This is a genomic window from Saccharothrix hoggarensis (genome assembly GCF_042678885.1).
Taxonomy (GTDB): Bacteria; Actinomycetota; Actinomycetes; order Mycobacteriales; family Pseudonocardiaceae; genus Actinosynnema; species Actinosynnema hoggarensis.
On the sequence record NZ_JBHTLK010000201.1, the window covers coordinates 1 to 13,105 of the forward strand.

The window sequence follows — 13,105 nt, forward strand, 5'->3', positions numbered from 1 at the left end:
AACGCCTGACCGGCCCGCGCGGTGCCGCGGCGTGACCGTCCACGACGGACCCACCGGGGGGCGCGTCACGCGACGGCGGTGCCCTCCAACTCCACCATGAGCTCGGGGAGCGCCAGCCGGGCCACGCCCAGCATCGTGCTGGTCGGCGCCACCCCGGCGGCGCCCAACCGCGCCGCCAGCACGCCGTAGTGGGGGAACAGCAGGTCGACGTCCGTGGAGTAGACGTTGAGCCGCACGAGGTTCGCCAGGGTCATGCCGGCCTCGCCGAGCACGGCCTCCAGGTTGTCGAGGCTCAGCGCCAGCTGCGCCGCCACGTCGCCGGCGTGCCGGGGCTTGCCGTCACCGCCCATCGAGGTCTGCCCGGAGCAGTACAGGGTCCGGGAGTGCCCGGAGACGACCTCTCCCTGGTTGTACCCCAGCTCCACCGACCACGTCCACGGGTTGACCGTCGTTCGTTCCATGACTCGAACAGCTCCATTCATCCATCGACAGCACGGACGCCCAGCGGCTCGACAGCCGCCCGTCTCCGACGCCGCGGTGGCAGCCTCCCAACGAATACACGACATCCTGTGTCGTGTATTCCGCTAGGGTTTTCCGGTGCGCGCCGACCGGTTGGTCTCGCTGGTGCTGCTGCTCCGGCGGCACGGCCGGCTCTCCGCGACCGCGTTGGCCCGCGAGCTGGAGGTGTCCACGCGCACCGTGCTGCGCGACATCGAGGCGCTGTCCGCGGCCGGCGTCCCGGTCTACGCCGAACGCGGCCGGCACGGCGGGTTCGCGTTGCTGCCGGGCTTCCGGACGGAGCTGACCGGCCTGAACCACGACGAGGCGCTGGCCCTCCTGGTGGCCGGATCACGGCGCGGCGCGCAGGCGTTCGGCCTCGGCTCGGCGCTCGCGTCGGCGATGCGCAAGGTGGTCGACGCGCTGCCCGAGAGCTACCGGGCCACCGCGGCGGGCGCGGCCGAGCGCCTGCTCATCGACCCGGAGACCGACCTCCTCTCGCGCCGGGTGGTCGCCGAGGAGGTGCCCGACGCCGTCGTGGCCGCGGTGCGGCGCGCGGTGTTCGCCGGGCACAAGCTGCGCATCCACTACGCGGCCGCGGGCCAGGCGGCGCGGTGGCGCACGGTGGACCCGATCGGGCTGGTCACCGTCCGCGAGCAGGGCTACCTGCTGGCCGCGAAGGCCGGCGAGGACCGCACCTACCGGCTGTCCCGGATCGTCGCCGCCGAGGAGCTGCCCGAACCCGCGCAGCGGCCGGACCGGGTCGACCTGGACCGGGCCTGGCAGGAGCGCGGCACGCGGTTCCGGGCAGGCGGCGACCAGGTCTCCGCGCTGGTGCGGGTGAACCCGGCTCGGCGCGAGGAACTGGTGCGCACCGCGGTGGCCGTGCTCGCGGAGGACACCGACGCGGACGGCCTGCTGCGGCTGGAGGTGACCTTCCAGGACAGGCGGCACGCCGAGTGGGCGCTGTGGCAGCTCGCCACGGGCGCGGAAGCCCTGGCCCCGCCGTGGCTGCGCGCCGCCCTGCACGACCGCGCCGCCGCGATCGCCGCCCGCTACGTGACGCCGTCCTGAGCACCGGGCGGCCGTCGCCGACGGCCCGCGGGCGGCCTCAGTCGCGCCGGTCCTCCTTGATCTCGTCCTTGGTCTCGCGCTCCCGCTCGGTCGACGCGAGCGCCTTCTCCGTCAGCGTGTCCGGCGCGACGCGGTGCTTGCCCGGCCGGGTGAGGGAGAAGTGCGACTCGTCCCGCATCCGCTCGACCATGTGCGGGTAGTGCAGCTCGAACGCGGGCCGCTCGGACCGGATGCGGGGCAGCTCGGTGAAGTTGTGCCGCGGCGGCGGGCACGTCGTCGCCCACTCCAGTGAGTTGCCGAAGCCCCACGGGTCGTCGCGGTCGGCCGGGTCGCCGAACCGGTAGCTGCGCAGCACGTTCCACACGAACGGCAGCACGGACGCGCCCAGCAGGAACGCCCCGATGGTGGAGATCGTGTTCATCAGGGTGAAGTTGTCGCTCGGCAGGTAGTCGGCGTACCGGCGCGGCATGCCGATGTTGCCCAGCCAGTGCTGGATCAGGAACGTCAGGTGGAAGCCGAGGAACGTGGTCCAGAAGTGCAGCTTGCCCAGCGGCTCGTTGAGCATCCGCCCGGTCATCTTGGGGAACCAGAAGTAGATGCCCGCGTAGGTGGCGAACACGATCGTGCCGAACAGGACGTAGTGGAAGTGCGCCACCACGAAGTAGGTGTCGGTGACGTGGAAGTCCAGCGGCGGCGACGCCAGGATGATGCCGGTCAGCCCGCCGAGCAGGAACGTCGCCATGAACCCGATGCTGAACAGCATCGGCGTCTCGAACGTCAGCTGCCCCTTCCACATCGTGCCGATCCAGTTGAAGAACTTGATGCCCGTCGGCACCGCGATCAGGAACGTCATCAGCGAGAAGAACGGCAGCAGCACCGCGCCGGTGGCGAACATGTGGTGCGCCCACACCGCCACGGACAGCGCGGCGATCGCGAACGTGGCGAACACCAGCCCCTTGTAGCCGAACAGCGGCTTGCGGCTGAACACCGGGAAGATCTCGCTGACGATGCCGAAGAACGGCAGCGCGACGATGTACACCTCGGGGTGGCCGAAGAACCAGAACAGGTGCTGCCACAGGATCACCCCGCCGTTCGCGGGGTCGAACACGTGGGCGCCGAGGTGCCGGTCGGCGGCCAGGCCCAGCAGGGCCGCGGTGAGGATCGGGAACGCCAGCAGGATCAGGATGCTGGTGACGAAGATGTTCCAGGTGAAGATCGGCATCCGGAACATGGTCATGCCGGGCGCGCGCAGGCAGCACACCGTGGTCACCATGTTGACGCCGCCGAGGATCGTGCCGAGGCCGGACACCGCCAGGCCCATGATCCACAGGTCCGGGCCGACGCCCGGCGCGTGCACCGCGCTGCTCAGCGGCGTGTAGGCGGTCCAGCCGAAGTCCGCCGCGCCGCCCGGCGTGAGGAACCCGGCCATCACGGTCAGCCCGCCGAACAGGTACAGCCAGTACGACAGCGCGTTGAGCCGGGGGAACGCCACGTCCGGCGCACCGATCTGCAGCGGCAGGATGTAGTTGGCGAACCCGAACAGGATCGGCGTCGCGTACAGCAGCAGCATGATCGTGCCGTGCATGGTGAACAGCTGGTTGTACTGCTCGTTCGACAGGAACTGCAGGCCCGGCCGGGCCAGCTCGCCGCGGATGAGCAGCGCCATCAGCCCGCCGACCATGAAGAACATGAACGACGACGTCAGGTAGAGCAGACCGATCTGCTTCGGGTCGGTCGTCCGGAGCAGGCCGAGGAGCACCGCGCCCTTGGGACGCCGTCTGGCCGCGCCGGGGTGCGTGATCACCGGTTCCGGCTTGAGCGCGGTCATGACCGCCTCCCTCGTCCCGACGACGTCAGCCAGGGGCCATGCTCCTCCCGTCCCGGGTGGGCGGCAAACGCTCAGCCCTGATCGGGTGCCTTGACCTGCTGCTCGATCGCGCCCGACGCCCGTTCGAGGAAGCGCAGCAGCTCCACCGGGAACGGCAGCACGAGCGTCGAGTTCTTCTCCGCCGCCACCTCGACGATGGTCTGGAGCAGCCTGAGCTGGAGCGCGGCGGGCGTCGCGGCCATCGTCGCGGCGGCCTCGGACAGCTTCTTCGACGCCTGGAGCTCGCCGTCCGCGGTGATGACGCGGGCCCGCCGCTCGCGTTCCGCCTCGGCCTGCCTCGACATGGACCGCTTCATGCTCTCCGGCAGCGCCACGTCCTTGATCTCGACCCGGTCGATCTCGATGCCCCACGACACCGCCGGGTTGTCGATCATGAGCTCGAGGCCCTGGTTGAGGCGTTCCCGGTTGGACAGCAGGTCGTCCAGCTCGCTCTTGCCGATGATGGACCGCAGCGCCGTCTGCGCGACCTGCAGCATGGCGAACCGGTAGTCCTCCACGTTCACCACCGCCCGCACCGCGTCGACCACCTTGAAGTAGACGACGGCGTCCACGCGCACGGTGACGTTGTCGCGGGTGATGCCGTCCTGCGCCGGGATCGGCTGCGTGACGATCTGGAGGTTGACCTTGCGCAGGCGGTCCACCCCCGGCACGACCAGCGCGAGGCCCGGACCCCGCAGCGCGGGCCGCACCTTCCCGAAGCGGAAGACGAGCCCCTGCTCGTACTGCTTGACGACGCGCGCGCTGCCCGCGAGCACGAGCATGACCAGGACGAGCACGCCGATGACGATGGTCAGGGTCATCGCGACCACCTCCCGTGGCCCCCTGCCCCGGAGGGTACGCCCGTCGTCCCGGCAGGTGGACGTTCTTCCGCCCCCCGGCACGCGAGTTAGGGTCGTTGACATGCAGACCTGGTCATCCACCCCAGTCCCGCGGGTAGCGGGCGAGCCGCGCCCGCTGAGGCTGTTCGACACCGCCACCGGCGAGGTGCGCCCGACCGCGCCCGGCGCCACCGCCAGGCTGTACGTCTGCGGCATCACCCCGTACGACGCCACCCACCTCGGGCACGCGGCCACCTACCTGGCGTTCGACCTGGTCCACCGGGTGTGGCTCGACAACGGGCACGACGTGCACTACGTGCAGAACGTCACGGACATCGACGACCCGCTGCTGGAGCGGGCCGAACGCGACCAGGACGACTGGGTGGTCCTGGGCATGCGGGAGACCGCGCTGTTCCGCGAGGACATGGTGGCGCTGCGCGTGCTGCCGCCGCGCGAGTACGTCGGCGCCGTCGAGGCGATCCCCGAGGTCGTCGAGGCCATCGGCAAGCTCCTGGCCGGCGGCGCGGCGTACAAGGTGGACGACGCCGAGCACCCCGACGTGTACTTCGACCACACGGCGACCGGCCGGTTCGGCTACGAGTCGAACTACGACGTGGAGACGATGAACCGGTTCTTCGCCGAGCGCGGCGGCGACCCGGACCGGCCCGGCAAGCGGCACCCGCTGGACGCCCTGCTGTGGCGCGCGGCCCGGCCGGGCGAGCCGTCGTGGCCGTCCGACCTCGGCCCCGGCCGCCCCGGCTGGCACATCGAGTGCAGCGCCATCGCCCTGAACCGCCTCGGCACGGCGTTCGACGTGCAGGGCGGCGGGTCGGACCTGATCTTCCCGCACCACGAGTTCTCCGCCGCGCACGCCGAGGCGGTGACCGGCGAGCACCCGTTCGCGCGGCACTACGTCCACGCCGGGATGATCGGCCTGGACGGCGAGAAGATGTCGAAGTCGCGCGGCAACCTGGTGTTCGTGTCGAAGCTGCGGGCGGAGAAGGTCGACCCGAACGCGGTGCGGCTGGCGTTGTTCGCGGGCCACTACCGCTCCGACCGGCCGTGGAGCGCGGAGCTGCTGTCGGCGGCGGAGGCCCGGCTGGCGACGTGGCGGCGGGCCGCGGCCCTGGCGTCCGGGCCGAGCGCGGTGGACGCGGTGGCGCGCCTGCGCGACCACCTCGGCGACGACCTCGACACGCCGCGCGCCCTGGCGGCGCTCGACGCGTGGGCCGCGGAGGCGTTGTCGACCGGAGGGTCGGACGCGACCGGGCCGACGCTGTTCCGCGCGGCGGTCGACTCCCTGCTCGGCGTGGAGCTGTAACCACCCCCGACGACGGCGGGGCCGCCCCCGAGGGGACGGCCCCGCCGCTGTTCACCGGGCTCAGACGTCGAGCGTCCAGCTGTTGATGTAGCCCGTGTCCAGGGAGGCCTGGTCGCGGACGCGCAGCTTCCAGGTGCCCGCGGCGGCCTCGGACGAGGCGTTCACGGTGTAGCTGCGGACGATGTTGTCGGCGCTGCCGCCGCTGCGGTTGTGCAGGTTGTAGACCGAGCCGTCCGGCGCGACCAGGTCGACGACCAGGTCACCGATGTAGGTGTGCCGGATGTCGACCTGCACGGTGGTGGAGGCCGAGGCGGTGCCCGAGCAGTTCAGCGTGATGGGGCTGTTCACGTCGGAGTTGTCGCCGATGGTCACGTCGGTGCCGTTGGTGACCGGCGCGCAGCCGCCGCCGGTGGTGGTGACGGCCCACGAGAACGTGGTGCTGCCGCTGCGCGACGCCGAGTCGGTCGCGGTCGCCGTCACCGAGTAGGTGCCCGCGGTCGTCGGCGTGCCGCTGATCAGGCCGGAGGCGCTGATCGACAGGCCGGCGGGCAGGCCGGTGGCCGAGAACGTGTACGGCGCGGTGCCGCCGGAGGCGGACAGCTGCAGGCTGACCGGCGTGCCGACGGTGGTCGACTGGTTGCCGGGGTTGGCGACGGCCGGGCCGCCGGGGGTCGCCGTGCCGGTGAACAGCAGCTTGTTCGGCGAGCCGGTGCCCGCGTTGGTGATCTTGTCCGGGGTGGCGGCGGCGACGATCGCCGCGTTCACCGTCGGCGGGGTGGCCGTGGGGTTGTTCGCCAGGTACAGCGCGACCGCGCCCGCGACGTGCGGCGACGCCATCGACGTCCCGCTGATCGTGTTCGTGGAGGTGTCGTTGGTCATCCACGCCGAGGTGATGTTCTGGCCCGGCGCGAACAGGTCGGTGCAGGTGCCGAAGTTCGAGAACGAGGCCCGCGCGTCGGTGCTGGTCGACGCGTTCACGCTCAGCGCCTCGGCCACCCGGGCCGGGGAGTAGTTGCACGCGTTGGCGTTGGAGTTGCCCGACGCCACGGCGTAGGTGATGCCCGCGGCGATGGAGTTGCGCACCGCCGTGTCGAGGGCGGTGTCCACGCCGCCGCCCAGGGACATGTTCGCGACGGCCGGCTTGACCGCGTTGCGGGTGACCCAGTCGACGCCGTTCACCACGCCCGCCGTGGTGCCGGAACCGGCGCAGTTGAGCACCTTGACCGCGATGAGCTGCACGCCCTTGGCGACGCCGTGCGCGGTGCCGCCGACCGTGCCGGCGACGTGCGTGCCGTGGCCGTTGCAGTCGGTGTTGTTGGTGTCGACGGTGTTCGTGCCCCACGTCGCGCGGCCACCGAAGTCGGTGTGCGTGGTGCGGATGCCGGTGTCGATGATGTACGCCCGCACGTTGCTCGCGGTCGTCGAGTAGTTGTAGGCGTTGTCGAGCGGCAGGTTCGCCTGGTCGATGCGGTCCAGGCCCCACGACGGCGGGTTCTGCTGCACCGCGTCCAGCGTCACCGGCAGGTCGGCCTGCACGAACGCGACCCGCGGGTCGGCGGCGAGGCGCCGGGCCTGGCCCTCGGACAGGGTGGCGTGGAAGCCGTTGAGCGCGTGCTGCCAGGCCGCGCGGACCTGGCCGCCGTACTTGCCGACCAGCGCGGACGCGGTCGACGCGGACGCGGACCTCGGCGACGCCGAGTCGTGCAGGGCGACGATGTACGAGCCGGGGACGGCGTCGGCGCGCTCGGCGCCGAGCACGTCGCCCTCGGCGGCCGCCACTCCGGTGTTCGCGAAGGCCAGCGCGGCGGCCGACACAGCGGCTAAGCCGAGCACGGCCAGTCTTCTGGTGGTGCGGGCGTCTCCCATGACGGGGTCTCCCTCGGGCAGGGCTGCTCGACCGCTCCGGCGGGCGCCGGTCGGCCGGGCGTGCAGGGTGGGGACGTTCGCGCGAACGGTGGTGAAGACCTGGTCACTTGCATCGTCGGGACAATTCCGACCCACCAGTAGAGCCGAAGGTCGTAACAGCGTTGACCGTTGACCTCAGGAACCGAGGTGCTCGTCCCGGTACGCCCGCCAGTGCGCGAGCAGGTTGGGCAGCTCGGAGTGGATGAACCGGAAGAACATCAGGGTCTCGCCGATGCGCTTCCCGGCGGCCGACTCGGGCCCGAGGACGTCGACGCCCTCCTTCAGCGGGCCCTCCCAGCGGCGGAACATCTGGTCGCGCCGGAACAGCGCCTCGTACCAGACGTCGTCGAACACGCGGTAGACGTCACGGCGGGTGCCGATCTCGCGCTCCCGGCTCACCAGGTTCACCTGGGTGAGGTAGCGGACCGCGCCGGAGATCGCGGCGGGTGAGACGCGCAGGAGGTCGGCCAGCTCGGCGGCGGTCAGCCGGCCGGAGTCGGTGGCCAGCAGGGCGACGAACACCCGCGACGGCATCCTGGGCATGCCGGACTCGGTGAACACCGAGGAGAAGCGCTCGATGAAGCGCAGCACCGCCTGGTCGTCCCGCTCGCGCTCGTCCACTTGGGTCACCGCCGGATCATCCCTTCGAGGTCCTCTGAACGGGTGGCAGTTTATACGCTTCCTTAACTTCACGAGTTTGTGAAATGACAGTAGCTTACTGCTCATGACTGCTGCGATATCCGTGTCGGGCCTGGTCAAGGCCTTCGGTCCGACACGTGCACTGGACGGGCTCGACCTGACCGTCCGCGAGGGGGAGGTGCACGGCTTCCTCGGCCCCAACGGGTCGGGCAAGTCGACGACCATCCGCGTCCTGCTGGGCCTGCTGCGCGCCGACGCCGGCTCCGCGTCCCTGCTCGGCGGCGACCCCTGGCGCGACACCGCCGCGCTGCACCGCAGGCTCGCCTACGTGCCCGGCGACGTCAGCCTGTGGCCGAACCTCACCGGCGGGGAGGTGATCGACCTGCTGGGCAGGCTGCGCGGCGGGTTGGACGAGAAGCGCCGGGCCGACCTGCTGGAGCGCTTCGAGCTGGACCCGCGCAAGAAGGGCCGCACGTACTCCAAGGGCAACCGGCAGAAGGTCGCCCTGGTCGCCGCGCTGGCGTCGGACGTGGAGCTGCTGATCCTCGACGAGCCGACGTCGGGGCTGGACCCGCTGATGGAGGCGGTGTTCCAGGAGTGCGTGAACGAGCTGCGCGGCCGGCGGACCGTGCTGCTGTCCAGCCACATCCTGGCCGAGGTCGAGGCGCTGTGCGACCGGGTCAGCATCATCCGCAACGGCCGCACCGTCGAGACCGGCACCCTCGACGAGCTGCGGCACCTCACCCGCACCAGCGTCTCCGCCGAGCTGGTCGGCGCGCCCGACGGCCTGGCCGGGCTGCCCGGCGTGCACGACCTGCGCGTGGACGGGCAGCGGGTGCGGTTCGAGGTCGACACCCACCACCTCGACGGGGCGCTGCGCGCGCTGGTCGGCAGCGGTGTCCGCACCCTGACCAGCCAGCCGCCGACGCTCGAAGAGCTGTTCCTGCGGCACTACGAGGACGACGCGCCGTCCCGCGGCCGCGTCGCCGGCGGAGAGATCGAGGAGGCGGTGTCGTCGTGACCGGGCTCGGCTCGCTGGTGCGCCTGGCCCTGCGCCGCGACCGGCTGCTGCTCGCCGCGTGGGTCATCGGCCTGGTCGGCATCACCCTGTCCACCGCGTCCACGCTGGAGGAGCTGTACGGCTCGGTCGAGTCCCGGCGGCAGCTGGGCGCGACGGCCGGCGGCAACCCGGCGTTCCTGGCCATGCTCGGCCCGCTGCACGACCCGTCGACCATCGGCGGCGTGCTGGCCTGGCGCTGGGGCGTGTTCGGCTCACTGCTCGTCGGGCTCATGTGCCTGTTCCTGGTCACCCGGCACACCAGGGCCGAGGAGGAGACCGGACGGTTGGAGCTGATCGGCTCCGGCGTCGTCGCCCGGCACGCGCCGCTGGGCGCGGCCGTGCTGGTGGCGCTGCTCGCGAGCACGCTGATCGGCTTGCTGGTCGCGCTGGGGCTCCTGGGCGTCGGCCAGTCGCCGGCCGGGTCGTTCGCGTTCGGGGCCGCGTTCGCGTCCGCCGGCTGGGTGTTCACCGGCGTCGGCGCGGTCTCCGCGCAGCTGTCCGAGGGCGCGCGCACGGCCAACTCGATCGCCGGCGGCGTCCTCGGCGTGGCCTACCTGCTGCGCGCCGTCGGCGACGCGGCGGGCGACCAGGGGCCGACGTGGCTGACCTGGCTGTCCCCGCTCGGGTGGGTGGAGCAGATCAGGCCGTTCGCGGGCGACCGGTACTGGGTGCTGCTGCTCCCGCTGCTGTCGCTCGCCGGGCTGCTGGCGGTCGCGGCGACGCTCGTGACCAGGCGGGACCTCGGCGGCGGACTCCTGCCGACGCGGCTCGGCCCCGCCCGCGCGCCCCGCTCGCTGCGCGGCGCGTTCGGGCTGGCCTGGCGGTTGCAGCGGGGCATGCTGCTCGGCTGGACGCTGAGCCTGTTCGTGCTCGGCGCCGTCTACGGGTCCGTCGCGCGCGGCGTGGAGCAGATGTTGGAGGCCAACCCGGCGCTGGAGAAGATCATCGCCCAGATGGGCGGCTCCGGCGCGATCGTGGACGTGTACCTGGCGTCGATCGTCGGCATCATCGCCCTGTTCAGCGCGATCTACGTGGTGCAGGCGACGCTGCGGCTGCGGACCGAGGAGAGCGAGGCCCGGGCCGAGCCGGTGCTGGCCACGCCCGTGAGCCGGTACGCCTGGGTGGCCGGGCACCTGGCGTTCGCCACCGTCGGGACGGCCGTGGTCCTGGCCGCCGCCGGTGTGGGCGCGGGCCTGGTGCACGGCGCCCGCGTCGGCGACGTCGGCGGGCAGGTCGTCCGGCTCGTGGGCGCGGCGCTGACCCACGTGCCCGCGGTGTGGGTCGTCGCGGGTCTCGCGTTGGCGTTGTTCGCGCTGGTCCCGAAGCTGGCGTCGCTGAGCTGGGCGGTGATCGTGGTGTTCCTGGTGCTCGGGCAGCTCGGCCCGCTGCTCCAGTTCGACCAGTGGGCGATGGACCTGTCCCCGTTCACGCACATCCCGAAGGTGCCCGGGGCGGACGTCACCGCCGGTCCGCTGGTGTGGCTGACCGCCATCGCGGTCGTGCTGGTGGGGGTCGGGCTCGCCGGGTTCCGGCGGCGCGACATCGGCTGATCTGAAAGAGCTCTTTCGAAAGAACTCTTCCAGGTCTACCGTCGGGGTCATGGAACTCCCACGGCCCCGACGGATCACCGACGTCGACGCGCTCAAGGCGCTGGCCCACCCGCTGCGCGTGTCGCTGCTCAACCACCTCGTGGCGGTCGGCCCGCGCACGGCGAGCGAGTGCGCCGAGGCGGTCGGCTCCACCGCGTCCAACTGCAGCTGGCACCTGCGGCAGCTCGCGAAGGCCGGCTTCGTGGAGCGGCAGGAGGCCGGTGACGGCCGGGAACGGCCGTGGCGCGCCACGTCGGTCGGCTACGACATCGGCGCGTTCGACGACGACCCGGAGGTCCGGGCCCAGCAGGACGCCCTCATCGCGTTGCAGCTCAACGAGGACAACCGGCTCACGCAGCGGTTCCTGGACCGGCAGCACGAGTTGCCGCGCGAGTGGCTGGACGCCTCCGGGATGCACGGCTACTCGGTCAACGTCACGGCCGAGGAGCTGTCCGGCCTGCTCGGCATGATCGACGACATCCTGCGCCCGTACCTCGTGCCCGTGCGCGAGGACGCGCCCGAGGGCGCCCTGCCCGCGCACGTCGGCATCCGCGCGTTCCCGCGATGACCGGCCCGCTGGCGGTGCCCGCGTTCCGGCGGCTGTGGGTCGCCGGGTTCGTCTCCGAGGTGGGCGACTGGGTGCTCCTGGTCGCCCTGCCGGTGTACGTCTACCAGCTCACGGGCTCCGCGGCGGCGACCGCCACGACGTTCGTGGTGGCGCTGCTGCCCAGCCTGGCGCTGTCACCGCTGGCCGGGGTGCTGGCCGACCGCTGGGACCGGCGGAAGGTGATGCTGCTCGTCAGCCTCGCCCAGGCGGTCACCCTGCTGCCGCTGCTCACCGGCGACCTCGTGCTCGTCAACGTGGTCACGGCGGTGCAGGCCGCGCTGGCGGCGCTGTTCGAGCCGGCCAAGAACGCGCTGCTGCCGACGCTCGTGCCGCGGGCGCAGGTGCCGGCGGCGAACGGGCTGGTGGCGGTCAACAGCACCGTGGCCCGGCTCGTCGGGGCGTCGCTCGGCGGGCTGCTCCTCGGGTACACCGGGCTGCCGGGCGTGGTGCTGGCCGACGTGGCGTCGTTCCTGCTCGCGGCGGGCCTCCTGGCGACCCTGACCACCGCCGACGCGGCCCGCGAGGCTCGTGAACCCGTGTGGCGGGCCTGGCTGGACGGACTGCGGGAGATCCGCGGACCGCTGCGGCCGATGGTGGCCGTCGCCGGGCTGATGGCGACGAGCCAAGGGCTGTTCGTCGTGCTGTTCGTGGTGTTCGTGACCGACCGGCTCGGCGGGGGAGCGGCCGAGGTCGGCGTCCTGCGCGGCGTGCAGGCGGTCGGCGGGCTGCTCGGCGGTCTGCTGCTCGGCGTGGCGGCCCGCCGGCTCGGACCGGGCCGGCTCCTCGGCGTGGCGCTGCTCGCGTTCGGCGTGGTCTCCGCGCTCGGCTGGAACGGCCCGTGGCTGACCACGGCGCTGGTGTTCTACCTGGCCGCGTTCGCCCTGGTCGGCCTGCCCGGCGTGATCGCGGGCGCCGGGCTGATGTCCGTGCTGCAACTCCACTCGGGCGACGACGTGCGCGGCCGGGTGATGGCGACGTTCCTCAGCCTCTACGACGCGGGCCAGGCGCTCGGCATGGTGCTCGCCGGCGTCCTCACGCCCGTGCTCGGCCTGTCCGCGCTCCTCAACGCCCAGGCCGGTCTCCACCTCGTCGCGGGCGTGGTGGCCCTGGCGACGCTGGGGACGGCGCGTCGGCGCGTCCCCGCCTGAGCAGCAGGACGGGCGGCACGGCCAGGACCAGGCCGGCCGGCACGAGGAACGCGCCCACCGGGTCCAGGTGGTAGAGCGGCACGAACGCCACCGGCGACACCGCCCCGCCCAGGAACCGCAGCGACTGCACCACCGACACGGACCCGCCCCGGTTGCCGCCCGCCGACAGCACCAGCGCGTTCAGGCCCACGATCACCGCCTGGCTGAACGCGCCCGCCGCGGCCCACAACGCACCCACCGCCACCACCGACGGCAACACGCCGACCCCGACCAGCAGCACCCCGCCCACCACCGCGCCCGTCAGCACGCACCACCGCGCCCCGACCCGGTCGATCAACCACCCGGTGAGCCGCGCGGTGACGATCCCGACCAGCCCGAACCCGGTCAGCACCAGCCCGCGCTGACCCGCGCCGAGCGCGAACGAGTCCCCGAGCCGCAGCGCGACCAGGAACGACACCCCGCCCAGGCACCCCCAGCCGACGAACCCGACCGCCGCCAGTCGCAGCGTCCGCGGCCGCCACGCGCTGCGCAGCCCCGGCCGGTCACCGCCGCGCGGCG

The 13,105-nt window shown here is 72.6% G+C and carries 12 protein-coding genes; 6 read left to right on the forward strand and 6 right to left on the reverse strand.

The window, feature by feature from the left end; translation table 11 throughout:
* Positions 1–65: 65 nt before the first annotated feature.
* Complete coding sequence (locus ACFQ3T_RS28085; protein WP_380727613.1) at positions 66–461, reverse strand: RidA family protein; 396 nt, start codon at positions 459–461, stop codon at positions 66–68.
* Between the two features lie 136 nt (positions 462–597).
* Here ACFQ3T_RS28085 and ACFQ3T_RS28090 point away from each other — a divergent pair, with 136 nt between their 5' ends.
* The gene (locus tag ACFQ3T_RS28090; RefSeq protein WP_380727615.1) at positions 598–1,572 is read left to right on the forward strand and encodes a helix-turn-helix transcriptional regulator; all 975 of its coding nucleotides are present in this window, start codon (positions 598–600) and stop codon (positions 1,570–1,572) included.
* A 37-nt stretch (positions 1,573–1,609) separates the two neighbouring features.
* Here ACFQ3T_RS28090 and ctaD read toward each other — a convergent pair whose 3' ends face one another.
* Both ctaD and ACFQ3T_RS28100 read right to left on the reverse strand, forming a co-directional pair.
* Positions 1,610–3,400, reverse strand: coding sequence for an aa3-type cytochrome oxidase subunit I (ctaD, locus tag ACFQ3T_RS28095; protein ID WP_380727617.1), 1,791 nt, complete (start codon positions 3,398–3,400; stop codon positions 1,610–1,612).
* Between the two features lie 71 nt (positions 3,401–3,471).
* Positions 3,472–4,260 (reverse strand): SPFH domain-containing protein, encoded by a 789-nt coding sequence (locus tag ACFQ3T_RS28100; RefSeq protein WP_380727619.1) that lies wholly within the window; start codon positions 4,258–4,260, stop codon positions 3,472–3,474.
* Positions 4,261–4,360: 100 nt separating this feature from the next.
* Between ACFQ3T_RS28100 and mshC the strand changes: the two genes are divergently transcribed.
* Positions 4,361–5,599 carry a cysteine--1-D-myo-inosityl 2-amino-2-deoxy-alpha-D-glucopyranoside ligase gene (mshC, locus tag ACFQ3T_RS28105; protein WP_380727621.1) on the forward strand — a complete coding sequence of 413 codons (1,239 nt, stop codon included), beginning with the start codon at positions 4,361–4,363 and terminating at the stop codon, positions 5,597–5,599.
* Between the two features lie 60 nt (positions 5,600–5,659).
* On the opposite strand, the gene ACFQ3T_RS28110 is transcribed toward mshC, so the two are convergent.
* Positions 5,660–7,465, reverse strand: coding sequence for a S8 family peptidase (locus ACFQ3T_RS28110; RefSeq protein WP_380727623.1), 1,806 nt, complete (start codon positions 7,463–7,465; stop codon positions 5,660–5,662).
* A gap of 174 nt (positions 7,466–7,639) precedes the next feature.
* A complete protein-coding gene (locus ACFQ3T_RS28115) occupies positions 7,640–8,134 on the reverse strand; it encodes a GbsR/MarR family transcriptional regulator (RefSeq protein WP_380727625.1) in 495 nt (164 codons plus the stop codon).
* A gap of 94 nt (positions 8,135–8,228) precedes the next feature.
* Between ACFQ3T_RS28115 and ACFQ3T_RS28120 the strand changes: the two genes are divergently transcribed.
* From ACFQ3T_RS28120 to ACFQ3T_RS28135, 4 genes are read left to right on the forward strand one after another with little or no spacing between them, the layout of a single operon-like run.
* Positions 8,229–9,164, forward strand: coding sequence for an ABC transporter ATP-binding protein (locus tag ACFQ3T_RS28120; protein WP_380727627.1), 936 nt, complete (start codon positions 8,229–8,231; stop codon positions 9,162–9,164).
* Positions 9,161–10,753 carry an ABC transporter permease gene (locus ACFQ3T_RS28125; protein ID WP_380727629.1) on the forward strand — a complete coding sequence of 531 codons (1,593 nt, stop codon included), beginning with the start codon at positions 9,161–9,163 and terminating at the stop codon, positions 10,751–10,753. Before ACFQ3T_RS28120 ends, ACFQ3T_RS28125 begins: the two co-directional genes overlap by 4 nt.
* Before the next feature lie 49 nt (positions 10,754–10,802).
* A complete protein-coding gene (locus ACFQ3T_RS28130) occupies positions 10,803–11,360 on the forward strand; it encodes an ArsR/SmtB family transcription factor (protein ID WP_380727631.1) in 558 nt (185 codons plus the stop codon).
* Positions 11,357–12,547 carry an MFS transporter gene (locus tag ACFQ3T_RS28135; protein WP_380727634.1) on the forward strand — a complete coding sequence of 397 codons (1,191 nt, stop codon included), beginning with the start codon at positions 11,357–11,359 and terminating at the stop codon, positions 12,545–12,547. The genes ACFQ3T_RS28130 and ACFQ3T_RS28135 overlap by 4 nt, the downstream gene beginning before the upstream one ends.
* Here the strand turns inward: ACFQ3T_RS28135 and ACFQ3T_RS28140 are convergent.
* Positions 12,462–13,105, reverse strand: a 644-nt coding sequence (locus tag ACFQ3T_RS28140; RefSeq protein ID WP_380727636.1) for an MFS transporter, incomplete at its 5' end; no start/stop codon positions are given. The two genes, ACFQ3T_RS28135 and ACFQ3T_RS28140, sit on opposite strands and share 86 nt — an antisense overlap.